Source organism: Streptomyces sp. NPDC057697 (genome assembly GCF_042799335.1).
Classification (GTDB): domain Bacteria; phylum Actinomycetota; class Actinomycetes; order Streptomycetales; family Streptomycetaceae; genus Streptomyces.
Window position 1 is genome coordinate 296,713 of the sequence record NZ_JBHVJA010000006.1, and the last position, 13,191, is coordinate 309,903.

At 73.8% G+C, this 13,191-nt stretch carries 14 protein-coding genes and 5 tRNA genes; 11 read left to right on the plus strand and 8 right to left on the minus strand.

Features of this window, described 5'->3' with window-relative positions; translation table 11 throughout:
* Window positions 1–237 precede the first annotated feature (237 nt).
* The 3 genes from ACFVFH_RS18810 (at window position 238) to ACFVFH_RS18820 (ending at window position 2,008) form a co-directional block, all read left to right on the plus strand.
* Window positions 238–444: a hypothetical protein gene (locus ACFVFH_RS18810; RefSeq protein WP_383769678.1), complete on the plus strand. Its 207-nt coding sequence runs from the start codon at window positions 238–240 to the stop codon at window positions 442–444.
* Window positions 445–689: 245 nt separating this feature from the next.
* Window positions 690–1,655, plus strand: coding sequence for a phosphotransferase family protein (locus ACFVFH_RS18815; RefSeq protein ID WP_383769681.1), 966 nt, complete (start codon window positions 690–692; stop codon window positions 1,653–1,655).
* 68 nt (window positions 1,656–1,723) lie between these two features.
* Window positions 1,724–2,008: a zf-TFIIB domain-containing protein gene (locus tag ACFVFH_RS18820; protein WP_383769684.1), complete on the plus strand. Its 285-nt coding sequence runs from the start codon at window positions 1,724–1,726 to the stop codon at window positions 2,006–2,008.
* A 120-nt stretch (window positions 2,009–2,128) separates the two neighbouring features.
* Here the strand turns inward: ACFVFH_RS18820 and ACFVFH_RS18825 are convergent.
* The 4 genes from ACFVFH_RS18825 to ACFVFH_RS18840 form a co-directional block, all read right to left on the minus strand.
* A tRNA-Val gene (locus ACFVFH_RS18825) sits at window positions 2,129–2,203 on the minus strand.
* 19 nt (window positions 2,204–2,222) lie between these two features.
* Window positions 2,223–2,294: transfer RNA gene (locus tag ACFVFH_RS18830), tRNA-Val, on the minus strand.
* 1 nt (window position 2,295) lies between these two features.
* Window positions 2,296–2,369, minus strand: a tRNA-Cys gene (locus ACFVFH_RS18835).
* Between the two features lie 37 nt (window positions 2,370–2,406).
* Window positions 2,407–2,479 (minus strand) — tRNA-Gly (locus tag ACFVFH_RS18840).
* Window positions 2,480–2,642: 163 nt separating this feature from the next.
* Between ACFVFH_RS18840 and ACFVFH_RS18845 the strand changes: the two genes are divergently transcribed.
* Genes ACFVFH_RS18845 through ACFVFH_RS18855 form a run of 3 tightly spaced genes read left to right on the plus strand, consistent with a single transcriptional unit; the run spans window position 2,643 to window position 5,377 of the window.
* Window positions 2,643–3,677, plus strand: coding sequence for a chorismate-binding protein (locus tag ACFVFH_RS18845; protein ID WP_383769948.1), 1,035 nt, complete (start codon window positions 2,643–2,645; stop codon window positions 3,675–3,677).
* Window positions 3,677–4,498: an aminotransferase class IV gene (locus ACFVFH_RS18850; RefSeq protein WP_383769688.1), complete on the plus strand. Its 822-nt coding sequence runs from the start codon at window positions 3,677–3,679 to the stop codon at window positions 4,496–4,498. The genes ACFVFH_RS18845 and ACFVFH_RS18850 overlap by 1 nt, the downstream gene beginning before the upstream one ends.
* A gap of 42 nt (window positions 4,499–4,540) precedes the next feature.
* Window positions 4,541–5,377, plus strand: a complete 837-nt coding sequence (locus tag ACFVFH_RS18855; protein ID WP_383769690.1) for a GNAT family N-acetyltransferase — start codon at window positions 4,541–4,543, stop codon at window positions 5,375–5,377.
* 12 nt (window positions 5,378–5,389) lie between these two features.
* Here ACFVFH_RS18855 and ACFVFH_RS18860 read toward each other — a convergent pair whose 3' ends face one another.
* Window positions 5,390–5,905 (minus strand): DsbA family protein, encoded by a 516-nt coding sequence (locus ACFVFH_RS18860; protein ID WP_383769693.1) that lies wholly within the window; start codon window positions 5,903–5,905, stop codon window positions 5,390–5,392.
* A gap of 202 nt (window positions 5,906–6,107) precedes the next feature.
* On the opposite strand from ACFVFH_RS18860, the gene ACFVFH_RS18865 reads away from it, so the two are divergent.
* The 3 genes from ACFVFH_RS18865 to ACFVFH_RS18875 all read left to right on the plus strand — a co-directional run bounded on the left by ACFVFH_RS18865 (window position 6,108) and on the right by ACFVFH_RS18875 (window position 8,091).
* Window positions 6,108–6,563 carry a hypothetical protein gene (locus ACFVFH_RS18865; protein WP_383769696.1) on the plus strand — a complete coding sequence of 152 codons (456 nt, stop codon included), beginning with the start codon at window positions 6,108–6,110 and terminating at the stop codon, window positions 6,561–6,563.
* A gap of 94 nt (window positions 6,564–6,657) precedes the next feature.
* Entirely contained in the window at window positions 6,658–7,677 is a 1,020-nt protein-coding gene (locus tag ACFVFH_RS18870) for a LacI family DNA-binding transcriptional regulator (protein ID WP_383769699.1), read from the plus strand.
* Between the two features lie 258 nt (window positions 7,678–7,935).
* A complete protein-coding gene (locus tag ACFVFH_RS18875; RefSeq protein WP_353785347.1) occupies window positions 7,936–8,091 on the plus strand; it encodes a hypothetical protein in 156 nt (51 codons plus the stop codon).
* Window positions 8,092–8,095: 4 nt separating this feature from the next.
* On the opposite strand, the gene ACFVFH_RS18880 is transcribed toward ACFVFH_RS18875, so the two are convergent.
* A complete protein-coding gene (locus ACFVFH_RS18880; RefSeq protein ID WP_383769702.1) occupies window positions 8,096–8,683 on the minus strand; it encodes a CGNR zinc finger domain-containing protein in 588 nt (195 codons plus the stop codon).
* A gap of 307 nt (window positions 8,684–8,990) precedes the next feature.
* Window positions 8,991–9,404 (minus strand): SsgA family sporulation/cell division regulator, encoded by a 414-nt coding sequence (locus tag ACFVFH_RS18885; RefSeq protein ID WP_003959770.1) that lies wholly within the window; start codon window positions 9,402–9,404, stop codon window positions 8,991–8,993.
* Window positions 9,405–9,594: 190 nt separating this feature from the next.
* Here ACFVFH_RS18885 and ACFVFH_RS18890 point away from each other — a divergent pair, with 190 nt between their 5' ends.
* Both ACFVFH_RS18890 and ACFVFH_RS18895 read left to right on the plus strand, forming a co-directional pair.
* A complete protein-coding gene (locus ACFVFH_RS18890) occupies window positions 9,595–10,080 on the plus strand; it encodes a TIGR02611 family protein (RefSeq protein WP_383769705.1) in 486 nt (161 codons plus the stop codon).
* A gap of 54 nt (window positions 10,081–10,134) precedes the next feature.
* Window positions 10,135–10,206 (plus strand) — tRNA-Val (locus ACFVFH_RS18895).
* A 416-nt stretch (window positions 10,207–10,622) separates the two neighbouring features.
* Here the strand turns inward: ACFVFH_RS18895 and ACFVFH_RS18900 are convergent.
* Window positions 10,623–13,139 (minus strand): SCO7613 C-terminal domain-containing membrane protein, encoded by a 2,517-nt coding sequence (locus tag ACFVFH_RS18900; RefSeq protein WP_383769708.1) that lies wholly within the window; start codon window positions 13,137–13,139, stop codon window positions 10,623–10,625.
* Window positions 13,140–13,191 lie beyond the last annotated feature (52 nt).

Sequence of the window (13,191 nt, forward strand, 5' to 3'; positions counted from 1 at the left end):
GCACCGTGGGACGCCCCCGGGACCCCTCAGGGATGTCCCCGGGAAGATCAGCCCGGTCTCCACCCAGGGGAGTACATCGGTGGTCCGGGGCTCATCCTCCGGGAGGCCCGGCAATCGGTACGCGGGCATGACGCCCGCCGTCCCGCGCGTCCCTAGTGTTGAGGTCGAGCGGTGGGTACGGCACTCGCACCCCGAGGCCACGCACCCGCCGCCCCACATCGAGTCAGGAGAGGAACCATGGCGGACACGGCAACGCGGACCATGACCCGCGCGGGGCGCAGGATCTTTGCCCCGTACGGCGGCCGCCCGTCGTCCGGGACGCGCCACCCCCTGGTGGCGACGGCGATGGTTCTTCCTCTGGCGGCCCTGCTCGTGGTCGTCTTCGGCGGCTGGGACGCAGTGGTCACACAGGCGTCGTCCGTGGGCGTGATGCTGGGGCGCTGAGCGGCGCCCCGGGTCCGGAAGAGCGGTCCGGACCGGGACATCCGGCCAACAACCCCGTGGGGACGGGGGTGCGGCGGACGGCAGCGTTTGTCCGGTCAGCTGGGGAGCTGACCGGACATCTCGCTTTTCGGGGCCCCGCACGCGGCGGCGCCGGCCGGACCGCCCGCGACGGCCTCCCGCGTACGCTCGTCGGCGGGCCCGTGCGCACCGGACCCGCCGACAGCAGTCCGCCACCGGGGGAGACCGTGACCACCGCAGTCGTACGCGCGCTGGGCGCCCTCGCCCACCGGACCGCCCACGCACTCCCCGGCGCCCCCTGCGCCTGCCCGGCCCCGGCGGTGCTCGCGGACCGCGCGGACGGCACCGTGGTCCGCAGCGGGACCGTCGTCGCCAAGGCCCACGCCCCGGGCACCGACCTCCCCGGACTGCGCGCCCGGCTGCGCCTCGCGCACGACCCGCGCCTCACCGGCATCCTGCTCGCCCCGCTGGAGCCCCGGCCCGCCGCCCCCGCCCTCGACGGCCGGCCCGTCACCCTGTGGCCCCACGGCCGGCCCGTCGACCCCGGTGACCCGGACGCCGCCCCCTGGGAGGAGGCCGCCAGGCTGCTGGCCGGGCTGCACCGGACCCCGGTCCCCTCCGCCCTCGCGCTCCCACCCATGCGGGGCCCCGCCAAGGCCGCGCTCGCCGTCGCCCGGATGCGGGCCGCCCGCCCCGCCGACCCGGTCACCGCCCCCGTGCTCGAAGCCTGGCGGCGGCTGCCCGCGTGGGCCCGCGACGAGGCCCCGGCGCCCCCGCACCGCTCGCGCTTCGTCTGCCACGGCGACCTCCACCTCGGCCAGCTCGTCCGCCACCCGGCCCCGCACGGGCCCTGGCTGCTCATCGACGTGGACGACGCCGGTCTCGGCGACCCCGCCTGGGACCTCGCCCGCCCCGCCGCCTGGTACGCGGCCGGCATCCTGCCCCCCGAGGTCTGGCTCCGCTTCCTGGACGCGTACCGGGCCGCGGGCGGCCCCGCGGTGCGGGCCGAGGGCGACCCCTGGCCGGAGCTGGACGTACCGGCCCGCGCCCTCACCGTCCAGGCCGCCGCGCTGGCCTGCGCCAAGTCCGCGGCGGAGGGCCGGACTCCGGACGAGGTGGAGCAGACGATGATCGACGCCTGTGCCCGAATCGCCGCCCTCCCGCCGGAGTTGGGCGCCGCACTCCCGTCGTAGGCTGAACCGACCGTCCACGGGCCCGCATTCCGTCGACGGCGACCCGACGGCGAGGAGTGAGCCCCACCATGCAGTGTCCCAAGTGCCACGCACAGATGCACACGTACAACCGCAACGGCATACAGATCGAGCAGTGCAGCGGCTGCCGGGGAATCTTCCTCGACTACGGCGAGCTGGAGGCCCTCACCCGCATCGAGGCGCAGTGGACGCAGCAGGCCCCGCCCGTCCCGCCGGCCCCGCAGGGCTACCCGGTCGCACCGGCGCCCGCCTGGGGAGCCCCGCAGCACCACGGCGGCCACCACGGCGGTCACTACCGGCACAAGAGCTTCGGCCACATGCTCTTCTCCTCCTGAACGGGCCGGCTCCGACGCGAGTCCGACCGCGGGCCCGGACGCATCCGTCCGGGCCCGCGGCCCCGACCCGCCCTCCGGACACGAGAAAGCCCCGGTCGTCGGAACGACCGGGGCTTCTGCTGGTGCGCGATACTGGGATTGAACCAGTGACCTCTTCCGTGTCAGGGAAGCGCTCTCCCGCTGAGCTAATCGCGCGGGGATCCTTGCGGACCGGTGGACGATACTGGGATTGAACCAGTGACCTCTTCCGTGTCAGGGAAGCGCTCTCCCGCTGAGCTAATCGTCCTTGGAGGTGGAGACGGGATTTGAACCCGTGTAGACGGCTTTGCAGGCCGTTGCCTCGCCTCTCGGCCACTCCACCAGGGATGGGGGTTCGGGAAGATCCCCCACCTTCTGCGAGCGGACGACCAGGTTCGAACTGGCGACCTCAACCTTGGCAAGGTTGCGCTCTACCAACTGAGCTACGTCCGCTTGTCTTTCCCGGTCCGCTTGCGCGTCCCGGCGACGTGTTGAACTCTAGCGGATTCCCGGGCCAGTACAAAAACGCGTTTGTGCAGCGTGCTGAGGTGCGCCCGCCCCGGCGCAGGTCATCGCGGACCGCCCTAGACTCGACGACGTGCTCGACCTCGCCCCAATGGCCCGCTTCGGCGGCCTCGTAGCGTCCGATCTGCGGGACGTGACCAGTGATCCCGCAGCCCTCGAATCGACCGGTTTCTGGGCCGTGTCCGCCGATTTCGAAGGCCGCCTCGTCTGCGCGCGCTTCGGTTCCGTACGTACCGAGGAGGTGCCCGCCCCCGTGCCGGGCGCCTGGCGCGGACCCGCCGCCGGTGACTGGGACTCCTCCCTGGACCGCGCCGCCTACATGGAGGGCGTCCGGCGGATCCGCGCGTACATCGCGGCGGGCGAGGTCTACCAGGCCAACCTCTGCCGGGTGATGACCGCGCCGCTGCCCGACCCGGCCGCCTCCGACGTGGACGCGCTGACCGCGCTGCTGGCCCGCGGCAACCCGGCCCCGTACGCGGGAACGATTCGGCTCCCCGGGCACGGCGTGGAGATCGCCACCGCGTCCCCCGAACTCTTCCTGCGCCGGAACGGCCGGACCGTCGAGTCGGGACCGATCAAGGGCACCGGCCGCACCGAGGCCGACCTGCTGGCGAAGGACCACGCCGAGAACGTGATGATCGTCGACCTGGTCCGCAACGACCTGGGCCGGGTCTGCGCCACCGGCTCGGTCACCGTCCCCGACCTCTGCGCGGTCGAGAAGCACCCCGGTCTCGTCCACCTCGTCTCCACCGTGCGCGGGGAGCTGGCCGAGGGCTCCGGCTGGCCCGAGCTCCTCGCGGCCGTCTTTCCGCCCGGCTCGGTCACCGGGGCGCCCAAGTCCAGCGCGCTGCGGATCATCGCCGAACTGGAGACCGCGCCGCGCGGGCCCTACTGCGGAGGCATCGGCTGGGTCGACGCCGACCGCCGCACCGCGTCCCTCGCCGTCGGCATACGCACGTTCTGGGTCGACCGCACCGGCCCCGCCCCCGTCCTTCGCTTCGGCGCCGGGGCGGGCATCACCTGGGGCTCCGACCCGGAAGACGAATGGGACGAGACCGAACTCAAGGCGTCCAGACTGCTCGACGTGGCGTCGGGCGCCCACCGGACAACAGGAGGCAACCCGTGATGAGGATGTGGGTCAACGGCGAACTGTGCGATGCCGAGGACGCCAGGGTGTCCGTGCTCGACCACGGACTCACCGTGGGGGACGGCGTCTTCGAGACGGTCAAGACCCTCGACGGCAGGCCCTTCGCCCTCACCCGTCACCTCGCCAGGCTGGACCGCTCGGCCCGCGGCCTCGGGCTTCCCGCGCCCGACCTCGACGAGGTCCGCCGCGCCTGCGCCGAGGTCGTCGAGGCCAACCCGATGCCGCGCGGCAGGATGCGGATCACCTACACCGGAGGGCTCTCCCCGCTCGGCTCCGACCGCGGCGACGCCGGGCCCGGCCTCGTCGTCGCCCTCGGCGAGGCGGGCCGCCGGCCCGACACCACCGCCGTGATCACCGTGCCCTGGACCCGCAACGAACGCGGCGCGCTCACCGGGCTCAAGACCACGTCGTACGCCGAGAACGTCGTCGCCCTCGCGCGGGCCCATGAGCACGGCGCCTCGGAGGCGCTCTTCGCCAACACGGCCGGACAGCTCTGCGAAGGCACCGGTTCCAATGTCTTCGTCGTCCTAGACGGGCAGCTGCACACCCCGCCGGTCGCCTCCGGCTGCCTCGCCGGGATCACCCGCGCACTGACCGTGGAGTGGACGGGGGCGCAGGAGACCGAGCTGCCGTTCGACGTCCTGGAGCGGGCCGAGGAGATCTTCCTCACCTCCACCCTGCGCGATGTGCAGGCCGTCCACCGGGTGGACGGACGGGAGCTGCCCGGCGGGCCCGGACCGGTGACCGCCAAGGCCATGCGGATCTTCGACGAGCGGGCCGGGAACGACCTCGACCCGTAAATCGAGGTGACGCGCCGGGGCGCAGCGGATAGAACATCCGTGATGACCACCACCCTCCGGCCGACCGGGCCGATCCAGCAGGGCGCCGACGGCGCGAAGGTCCGCACCTACGACGTGTGCGACAACGGACGGACCGTCGGTGCCGTCGAGATCGGTACCGATCCGCGGTTCGGCACGGCCACCGGCGAACTGCGCTCCCTGACCATCGACGAGCCGAGCCGGCGCCGGGGCCGCGGCACCATCGCCGTGCTCGCCGCCGAGGAGGTGCTGCGCGGATGGGGCTGCGGCCAGGTGCACGTGTCGGTGCCCGAGGGCAACGAGGGGGCCGCACGACTGACGGCCGCACTCGGGTACACCGGACGCAGCCGCAACATGCTCAAGGACATCGGCCCGACGGCCCCCGCGCTGCCCGACGGTGTCATGGCCAGGGAGATGTCGGCCGAGGAGTTCGCGGCCTGGCAGCGCACCAGCGTCGACACCTACGCGCAGTCCTGGATCGACCAGGGGGTTCCGGCCGACCAGGCGCTGCACAAGTCCCGCACCGACCACGCCCGCAACCTGCCCGACGGCATGGACACCGAGGGCATGCGCTTCCACGTCCTCGTCACCGGGGGAGTGGCCGTCGGCCATGTATGGGTCTCGGTGCACGAGGACGACGACGGCGAGGTGACTGGTTTCGTCTACGACGTGGAGGTGGACGAGGAGTACCGGGGCCGGGGCCACGGGCGTGCCCTGATGCGGCAGGCGGAGCACATCGCCCTGGCCGCGGGCGCCCGGCGCCTCGGACTGCACGTGTTCGCCGCCAACACCCCCGCCCTGCGGCTGTACGAGTCGCTCGGATACCGGACGACCCAGTACAACCTGGCCAAGAGCCTCTGAGGGCGGAGCCGCTCAGCCCCGCTCGGCGAGCAGCCGGTCGACGATCTCCTCGATGCGTTCGCGCAGCCCGTCCTGGCTCCTGCCGCCGTCCAGCCGCTCGTCGCCGATGACATAGGTCGGGGTGCCGGTGACCCCGATCGCCTTGCCCTCGGCCTGGTCGGCGTCGACGATCAGCATGTGCCGGCCGTCGATCAGCGCGGTGTCCATCTCCTCGGCGTCCAGGCCGAGTTCGCGGGCCACCTCGATCAGCAGCGGCTCGCCGGTGCGGGCGAGGTCGTCGGTCCTGGCGAGCACCGCCTCGACGTACGGCCAGTCCTTGCCCTGCGCGGCCGCCTCCTCGGCGGCCTGCGCGGCGGCATGGGCGTGCTTGTGCTTCTCCAGCGGGAAGTGCCGCAGCCGCACCTCCAGCCGGTCGCCGTACGCGGCCCGCAGGGCGCGCACATCGTTGAGAGCCTGGTGGCAGTCGGGGCACTGGAGCTCGCACCAGAGGTCGAGGACGACGGGGGCCGCGGGGGTGGAATCGCTCATACGGCCAGTCTCCCAGGACCCGGGCGGGCCTTCCCACCGGCACCCCCGGTCCGCCGGGGCCGTACCCCCCGCGCGCCTCCGATCGGCACCTGGGGAGGATACCGGCCCTGAAATGTCCCTGATGCGGCTCGGGATCATGGCCACCCGGCCGGTCACCGGTGCAGGATGGAAGGGACGTTTCCCCTTGCGCCTGGAGGCACCGATGCTTGCCGAGACCATCTGCTCCGCGGTGTCCGCGGCGGGCCTGGGCATCGCCGCCGTCACCGCCTGGCGAAAGCGCTTCCTCGACGCGACCCGGATCGCCGTCTACTCCCTGGTCCCGGTCGCCCTGGTGCTGACCGGCATCGTGGGCTGGGTCGCGGGCATCGCCTTCAAGCCGAGTGTCTGGCTCGGATTCGGACTGCTCGCGGTGGCCTGGCTGCTCTTCGCCACCACCCGCGCGATCGAGCGCCGGGGCGGCGGCACCCGCAAGGAGCGCAGGGCCGCCGCGCGGGCGGCCCGGGGCGAGGCGGTCGCGCCCGCGGCCTCGGCGCCCTCGCTGGGGGCGGGGGCCACGGACTCCCGCACGCGTCCGGCGGCGGCGTCCCCGCAGCGGTCCGCCGCACCGGCCGAGGACTTCAGCGACATCGAGGCCATCCTCAAGAAGCACGGCATCTGACCCCGGCCCTCCGCCCGGGGCGGGGAGCGGACGTCCGTACGATGAGGGCCCGCCGCGGACCGGCGCGGCCGACGGCATCAGTGGGGCAGGGCGAGTGGCGCGCGTGGCAGGGATCAAGGACGTGGCCCGGCGGGCCGGGGTCTCCGTGGGCACCGTCTCCAACGTGATCAACCGGCCGGACGCGGTGCTGCCGGAGACCCGCGCCCGGGTGCTCGCCGCCATCGAGGAGCTCGGCTACGTGCGCAGCGAGTCGGCGCGCCAGCTGAGGGCGGGCCGCAGCCGGATCATGGCCCTGCTCGTCCTCGACATGGGCAACCCGTTCTTCGTGGACCTGGCCCGGGGCGCCGAGCGCGCCGCCCGGGGCGCCGGGCTCGGCGTCATGGTGTGCAACAGCGGCCAGAGCGCGGCGGAGGAGGCCGAGTACCTCGGGCTCTTCGCCGAGCAGCGGGTCTGCGGCGTCCTGGTCACCCCGGCCGACGCCACCGGCCGGAACCTGGAGGCGTTCGGCCGCCACCGGATCCCCTTCGTGCTGGTGGACCGGGTGGCCTCCGGCACGGGGACCTGCGCGGTCTCCGTCGACGACGTGCGCGGCGGCGCCCTCGCCGTCGGCCACCTGGTCGCGGGCGGCCACCGCTCGGTGGCCTACGTCAGCGGACCGGGCGACCTCCATCAGATCAGGGACCGGCGCGAAGGCGCCCTCGCGGCCCTCTCCGAGGCCGGGCTGCCGCCCGAGGCGCTCGTCGAGATCCCCTCCGACCGCCTGGACGTGGCGGCGGGCCGTGACGCCGGAGCCCGGCTGCTCGGCCTGGTGCCCCGGCCGACCGCGGTCTTCTGCGCCAACGACCTGCTCGCCCTGGGGGTGCTCCAGGCGCTGTACGCGGCGGGCGTCCGGGTACCGCACGAGATGGCCATCGTGGGCTACGACGACATCGAATTCGCCGCCGCCGCCGCAGTGCCGCTCACCTCCGTCCGCCAGCCCGCGGCCGTGATGGGCCGGATGGCCGCGGAGCTCCTGCTGGAGGAGGCGTACGACGAGGACGGCACCCATGAGCACCGCGGCGTGGTGCTCCAGCCGGAACTCGTGGTGCGGGCCTCCAGCGCGGTCCCGCGCTGAGACCGGGGGAGCCGTACCCGGGAAATCTCGAATTCACCCTGTACGGGGCGGCGTTGGCCCGCGGCGAAGGACGCGGGATGCCGTAGCGGCCGCGGTTTCCCCGGAGTTGCGGCGCGGGAGGGCCCCGGACGCCGTACGAATATGTGATGTCCGATCGGACGCCGGAGCGAATCCGGACCGGCCGGGGCGGGTGAACTCCCGGTATCGGAGGGCGTATTGATCGCCAACCGCTCCGGAGTGAGTCATGATCGTCCCGCGATGGTCGACACCTCCCGGGGCGATGCCCCCACCACCCCTGCCGAAGAGCCGCGAGGCTGCCTCTTCGCGCTCTCCCAGCCCCCTTTGATGATCTTCCTCGCGGTCGTCGGCAGTCTGCTGCTGATGGCCGCGGTGCATGATCTCTTCATGCTGTGAGCGGTCAGCCGGCCGCTTCCTTGCGGCGCGCCCGGTACGCGGCCACATGCAGACGGTTGCCGCAGGTGCGGCTGGAGCAGTAGCGCCGTGAGCGGTTCCGGGACAGGTCGACGAAGGCGTGCCGGCAGTCCGGCGCCTCGCACCGCCGCAGCCGTTCCTGCTCGCCCGCCACCACGATGAAGGCCAGCGCCATGCCGCAGTCGGCCGCGAGGTGGTCGGCGATCGACGCGTCGGGCGCGAAGTAGTGCACGTGCCAGTCGTAGCCGTCGTGATTGCTGAGCTGCGGCGTCGTGCCGGCGGCGGCGACGAGCGTGTTGACGAGCGAGGCGGCGGTCTGCGCGTCGTCCGTCGCGAAGATCTCGGCGAAGCGCGTCCGTACGTCCCGTACGGCCCGCAGGTCCTTCTCGTGGAGCTCGCCGACGCCGCTGATGCGATGGCGCCGCGCGAAGTCGTACAGCGCCGTGATGTCGGCGAGGCCGTCGCTCCGCCCGGCCTCCGGCTGCCCGCCCGACGGCGGCTCGCTCTCCGGTGCGGTGTTCACCAGCTCGACCACCGTGTCGAGGGCGATCCGGGTGTCGTGGGGGATCAGCACGCTTTCGCTCCCTGCTCCCGGCGGGCGGGTGTCCGCCGATGCGGGCTGACTCTACTGGCTCGGCCGCGGCGCACAGCGGCCCGAGAGGGCCAGTGGAGGGCGCGGAGAGCGGATACCGGCCACGGGCCGGTACCTCGGGGCCGGTGTGCGCCGCGGCCGGGCCGTGGGGGCGCTGGAGCCCCGGACGAGCGCCGACGCCGTCACCGCGGTGGGTTCCGCGGTGACGGCGTCGGTGTCAGCCCTATGAGGTTTTCCGCGCGGCGCCGTCTCCCCGAGTCGGACGGCGCCGTGCAGCTCTCGGCCTGGCTCAGCTCTCGGCCAGGATGTGTGAGAGCTCCGTGTCGAGGTCGAAGTGGCGATGCTCGGTGCCCGGCGGCACCGCGGCGTCGGTCCGCTTCAGGAACGACTCCAGGGCTCTCGCCGGGGCTTCGAGCAGGGCTTCGCCCTCTGGGGAGCTCAGCGCGATGCAGACGACGCCCTGGCCGTGACTTCGGGATGGCCAGACGCGGACGTCTCCGGTGCCGGTGGGCCGGTGCAGCCCCTCGGCAAGGAGGTCACGGGCGAATACCCATTCGACCGTCTCCTCCGCTCCGGTATGGAAGGTGGCGTGCACGGCATACGGATCGGCCGTGTCATACCGCAGGCCCGCGGGTACAGGCAGTGAGGACTCGCTCGACACAACGAGGCGCAGGTGCAGCTCGCAGCTGACCGTGGTGTTCATAAGCGCCAGGGCCTTTCGCTCAGTGTGCGCTCGGGGATTCGCACGTCGGCGAAATCGACATGCCACCTACGGTGGCGTTGTAAACCCCTCTGACCTTTTTGTGTTCCTTCAGGTAGCTCGTACGGCGGTGTGTAACTTTCGGTTATACGGCCATTCCGGTGATGAAGGCCGTTCCGGTAGGTTGACTCCTATGAATGCGGAGCGTGACGCGCGGGACGGGGGTGCCGCACCGACGGCCCCGGCGTCCGCGGCGGACAGGTCGGACGGCGTGACGGACGGGGCCGCGGAGGGCATGGCCGGGGAACGGGAGCTCGGCTCCCGGGCGCCCGGGTTCATCAAGGCGTCCCGGCCGCTGCACCTGAGCTGGCAGGTCGGCGTCTTCGTGGTCGGCTTCGCCGTGGTCGTGGCGGGCATCATCATGCTGCCGCTGCCCGGCCCCGGCTGGCTGGTGATCTTCGGCGGCATGGCGATCTGGGCGACCGAGTTCGTCTGGGCGCAGCTGGTGCTGCGCTGGACCCGGCGGAAGGTCACCGAGGCCGCCCAGCGGGCGCTCGACCCCAAGGTCCGGCGGCGCAACATCATCCTCACCTCGATCGGCCTGGTGATCATCGCCGTGCTGGTGGGGATCTATGTCTGGAAGTTCGGCATCACCATGCCGTGGAAGATCCACGAGTGACCCCGGGGTGGTCATGGGGCGCCGCTGACATGGGGTAATGTTTGGCCTGCGCCCGGGCGATTAGCTCAGTGGGAGAGCGCTTCGTTCACACCGAAGAGGTCACTGGTTCGAACCCAGTATCGCCCACCCCGGACAGAGGGCCCGTGAGACCGCAGAGTCTCACGGGCCCTCTGCGTTTTCCGCGTCCGTCCGGTCCGCCTGTCGGTCGCGGTTCCGCCCGCCGGTGTCTCGGCGGAGGATTCTCCGGCGCTTTCGCGAACGATTCGATCGGGGCCCCGCGCTCGCGGCATCCGCCGACCGGGCAGGGGCGTCCGGATATCCCCGACGTACCTCCTTCCCCGGCCACCGGAATTCCCGGAAAGGGAACGGCTCACGGAATCCGTGGCCAATGCCCCACTGATTCCGGAACTCCCTCGCAATTCCGTGGCAGCGGTCACACGTACGAACTGCTCGATTTCATGGGCGAGTTCACCGCGACCGCGTCCGGCGGACGGCCCGGAGCACCCCGCCGGGGAACTCCGGGCCCGTCGTACGACGTACCGTCAGCGCATCCGGCCCACGGTCTCCTTCAGCCGCCGCGCGTCGCGCAGCCGCTGTTCGTACGTCGCGCCGACCACCAGCAGCAGCACTCCGGCCAGGGCGGGCGGCAGCCAGCGCGGGAGCGCGCCGACGACCTGGACCACGTACGGCGCCAGCTCGTGCACGGCGTCCAGGCCCAGCACCGCTCCGCCGAGCAGCAGCAGCGCCTGCAGCCGCAGCCGGGCGCCGGCCAGGGTGAGCGCCAGTGCCGCCACACCGAGCAGCAGCGGCCGCGCCCAGTGCGGATCGGCCCAGGCGGCGAAGAGGCTCGGCACCAGCGTCGCCGCGAGGCCCGCCCCGTACGCCGTCCACGAGGACGCCTCCGGGTCGCGGCGCCGGCGCAGCACACCGATCGCCAGCGCGGGCACGGTCACGGGCAGCGTGTACGCCTCCGGGGCCGACACCCCCGAGGCCGAGAGCCGCACCCAGGTCGCCAGGACGAAGAGCGCCACCGCCAGGTACCCGGCCATCGGCCGTCGTTCGGCCCGTACGGCCGTGCCCGCCGCCAGCACCCCGCTCAGCGCCAGCACCAGAGCCAGGAACGGCCGGTCCGGCAGCGCCACGAGCACCGCCGCCGCGGCCGCCACGGCCCCGGTCAGCTCGACGGGTGGCGCGGCGGGGTGGTCCCGCAGCCGGGCCCCGAGCAGGGCCGTCACCGCGGGGACGGCCAGCAGGACCGGGGCAGCCCGGTAGCCGTCGAGCCCCAGTGAGGCCCCGGCCGCGCGGGCGAGCACCGTCGCGCACACCACGGCCCCGCACGCCGGTACCGCCTGGGCGATCCGCAGAGCCCGTGCCGCACGTTCCGCCCGGGTGTCCGGCAGCGCCCGCACGGCCCGCGCGAGAGCGCCGTCGAGCAGCACCGCCGTCGCCCCGAGCACCACCAGCACCACCGTGAACACCGCGTACGTCGCCGTCCGTGTGGCGAGCGAGAGGAACCCCGTGCTCACCGCACCGGCCAGCCCGCAGACCAGCGCGCTGGTCCCCACGGCGTGCGCACCGCGACGCAGGCCCGCGACCGCCGCCGCGAACGCCCCGGCGACCAGCGCCGACTGCACCGACACCGCGGCCGCGTACGACAGACCCAGCACCGCGGGCAGTGTGGTGAGCCCCGCCCAGCAGAGCGCCGAGGCGGCGGCCCCCGCCGCGCCCCGCCAGGCCGGACCGGGCGAGAACACCGGCCCGGCCACCCGCACCAGCCGGTCCCACCACCGGTGCGCGAGCCCCAGCAGGGCGGCCGCCATCAGCAGTCCGACCGGGGCCCCGGCCAGGTGGGACCAGGCCACGTCCGCCGTCCCCAGGGCGCCCCGGACACCACCGTCGGGAGCGCCGGACCAGACGCGGGCCGCCCGCGACACGGTGCCCATCAGCGACATGCCGACCGGCGGCGCCGAGAAGAGCACCGCGGCCGCTGTCACCGCCGAGGAGGCCCACAGCAGCCCCCGCCCGACCGGGCGCGGCAGCGGCGCGCGCACCGTCACCAGCAGCACCGCACCGCACAGCAGATACACCGGCACCGACCAGCCCCAGGCCGTCCCGGCGCGCAGCACGCCGCCCACCGCGGCCACCCCGCACAGCCCGGCCAGCGCACCGCCCGCCACCGCGAGACCCGCGGGCGCGCGCCACGCCCCGGACAGCGCGACCGCCGCACCCGCGAGCAGCAGCGCGGCCGGTGCCACCGCCCCCGACGCCGTCCCGGCGGACATGGACTGCGTCAGGGCCACCAGCAGCCCCAGCAGGCCCGTCGTCCAGCAGCCGACACAGGCGGTCAGCCGGACCGGCGCGCCCCGGCCCCCCACCGCGATCGCGCAGTCCAGCGCGGCCGTCAGCAGCAGCGCCCAGCCGAACGCGGTGGCCCCGGCCCCCGCCGACCACGCCCACAGCAGCAGCGGCAGCTGGGCACTCGCCACCGCCAGGGGCAACGGCAGCCGCAGGCGTCCGAGCAGCAGCCCGTATCCGCCCCACACCACCGCCAGCACCGCCGAGGCGGCCGCCGCGAAACCGAGGCCGTCGGCCTCCGGGAACGCCACCCGGTGCAGCGCGTAGGCGTCCAGGACCATCAGCACGGACGCCAGGGCGCCGAGCGACTCGGCCGTCGCGGACAGACCGCGACGCAGCAGCACCGCGGGCGCCGCGAGCGCGGCGAGCGTCACCACGCCGAGCACCGCCGAACGGCCGGCGATCCCGAGGTGACCCCAGCTGAGCAGGGTGAACGCGAGCGCCGCGACCGTCAGCAGCAGTCCGCCCAGGGTGAGCAGCACGTTCTGCGCGCCGGGTGCTCCGGCTCGCGCGGCGGGCGGCCCGGAAGGCGGCGCGAACGGGGCGGGCGGCCCGGCCGGGGCGGCGAAGGGCGGCGCGGGCGGCGTCAGCACGCTCAGCAGCCAGGCGCGGCGGACCAGCAGCTGGGACCGGCGGGCGTCCAGCCGGGCCAGTTCGCGATCGAGCAGCGCCAATTCCTCGGCGGGCGGCGGCACATGTTCCATGGACGTGAGTGTGGTGCGGGCCACGGGATCGGACATGCGCTCGGATACTCAG

Coding starts and splice junctions, on each gene's coding strand:
- ACFVFH_RS18810 (WP_383769678.1), top strand. CDS start 238: ATGGCGGACACGGCAACGCGGACCATGACCCGCGCGGGGCGCAGGATC.
- ACFVFH_RS18820 (WP_383769684.1), top strand. CDS start 1,724: ATGCAGTGTCCCAAGTGCCACGCACAGATGCACACGTACAACCGCAAC.
- ACFVFH_RS18845 (WP_383769948.1), top strand. CDS start 2,643: ATGGCCCGCTTCGGCGGCCTCGTAGCGTCCGATCTGCGGGACGTGACC.
- ACFVFH_RS18850 (WP_383769688.1), top strand. CDS start 3,677: ATGAGGATGTGGGTCAACGGCGAACTGTGCGATGCCGAGGACGCCAGG.
- ACFVFH_RS18855 (WP_383769690.1), top strand. CDS start 4,541: ATGACCACCACCCTCCGGCCGACCGGGCCGATCCAGCAGGGCGCCGAC.
- ACFVFH_RS18860 (WP_383769693.1), bottom strand. CDS start 5,905: ATGAGCGATTCCACCCCCGCGGCCCCCGTCGTCCTCGACCTCTGGTGC.
- ACFVFH_RS18865 (WP_383769696.1), top strand. CDS start 6,108: ATGCTTGCCGAGACCATCTGCTCCGCGGTGTCCGCGGCGGGCCTGGGC.
- ACFVFH_RS18875 (WP_353785347.1), top strand. CDS start 7,936: ATGGTCGACACCTCCCGGGGCGATGCCCCCACCACCCCTGCCGAAGAG.
- ACFVFH_RS18885 (WP_003959770.1), bottom strand. CDS start 9,404: ATGAACACCACGGTCAGCTGCGAGCTGCACCTGCGCCTCGTTGTGTCG.
- ACFVFH_RS18890 (WP_383769705.1), top strand. CDS start 9,595: ATGAATGCGGAGCGTGACGCGCGGGACGGGGGTGCCGCACCGACGGCC.
- ACFVFH_RS18900 (WP_383769708.1), bottom strand. CDS start 13,139: ATGGAACATGTGCCGCCGCCCGCCGAGGAATTGGCGCTGCTCGATCGC.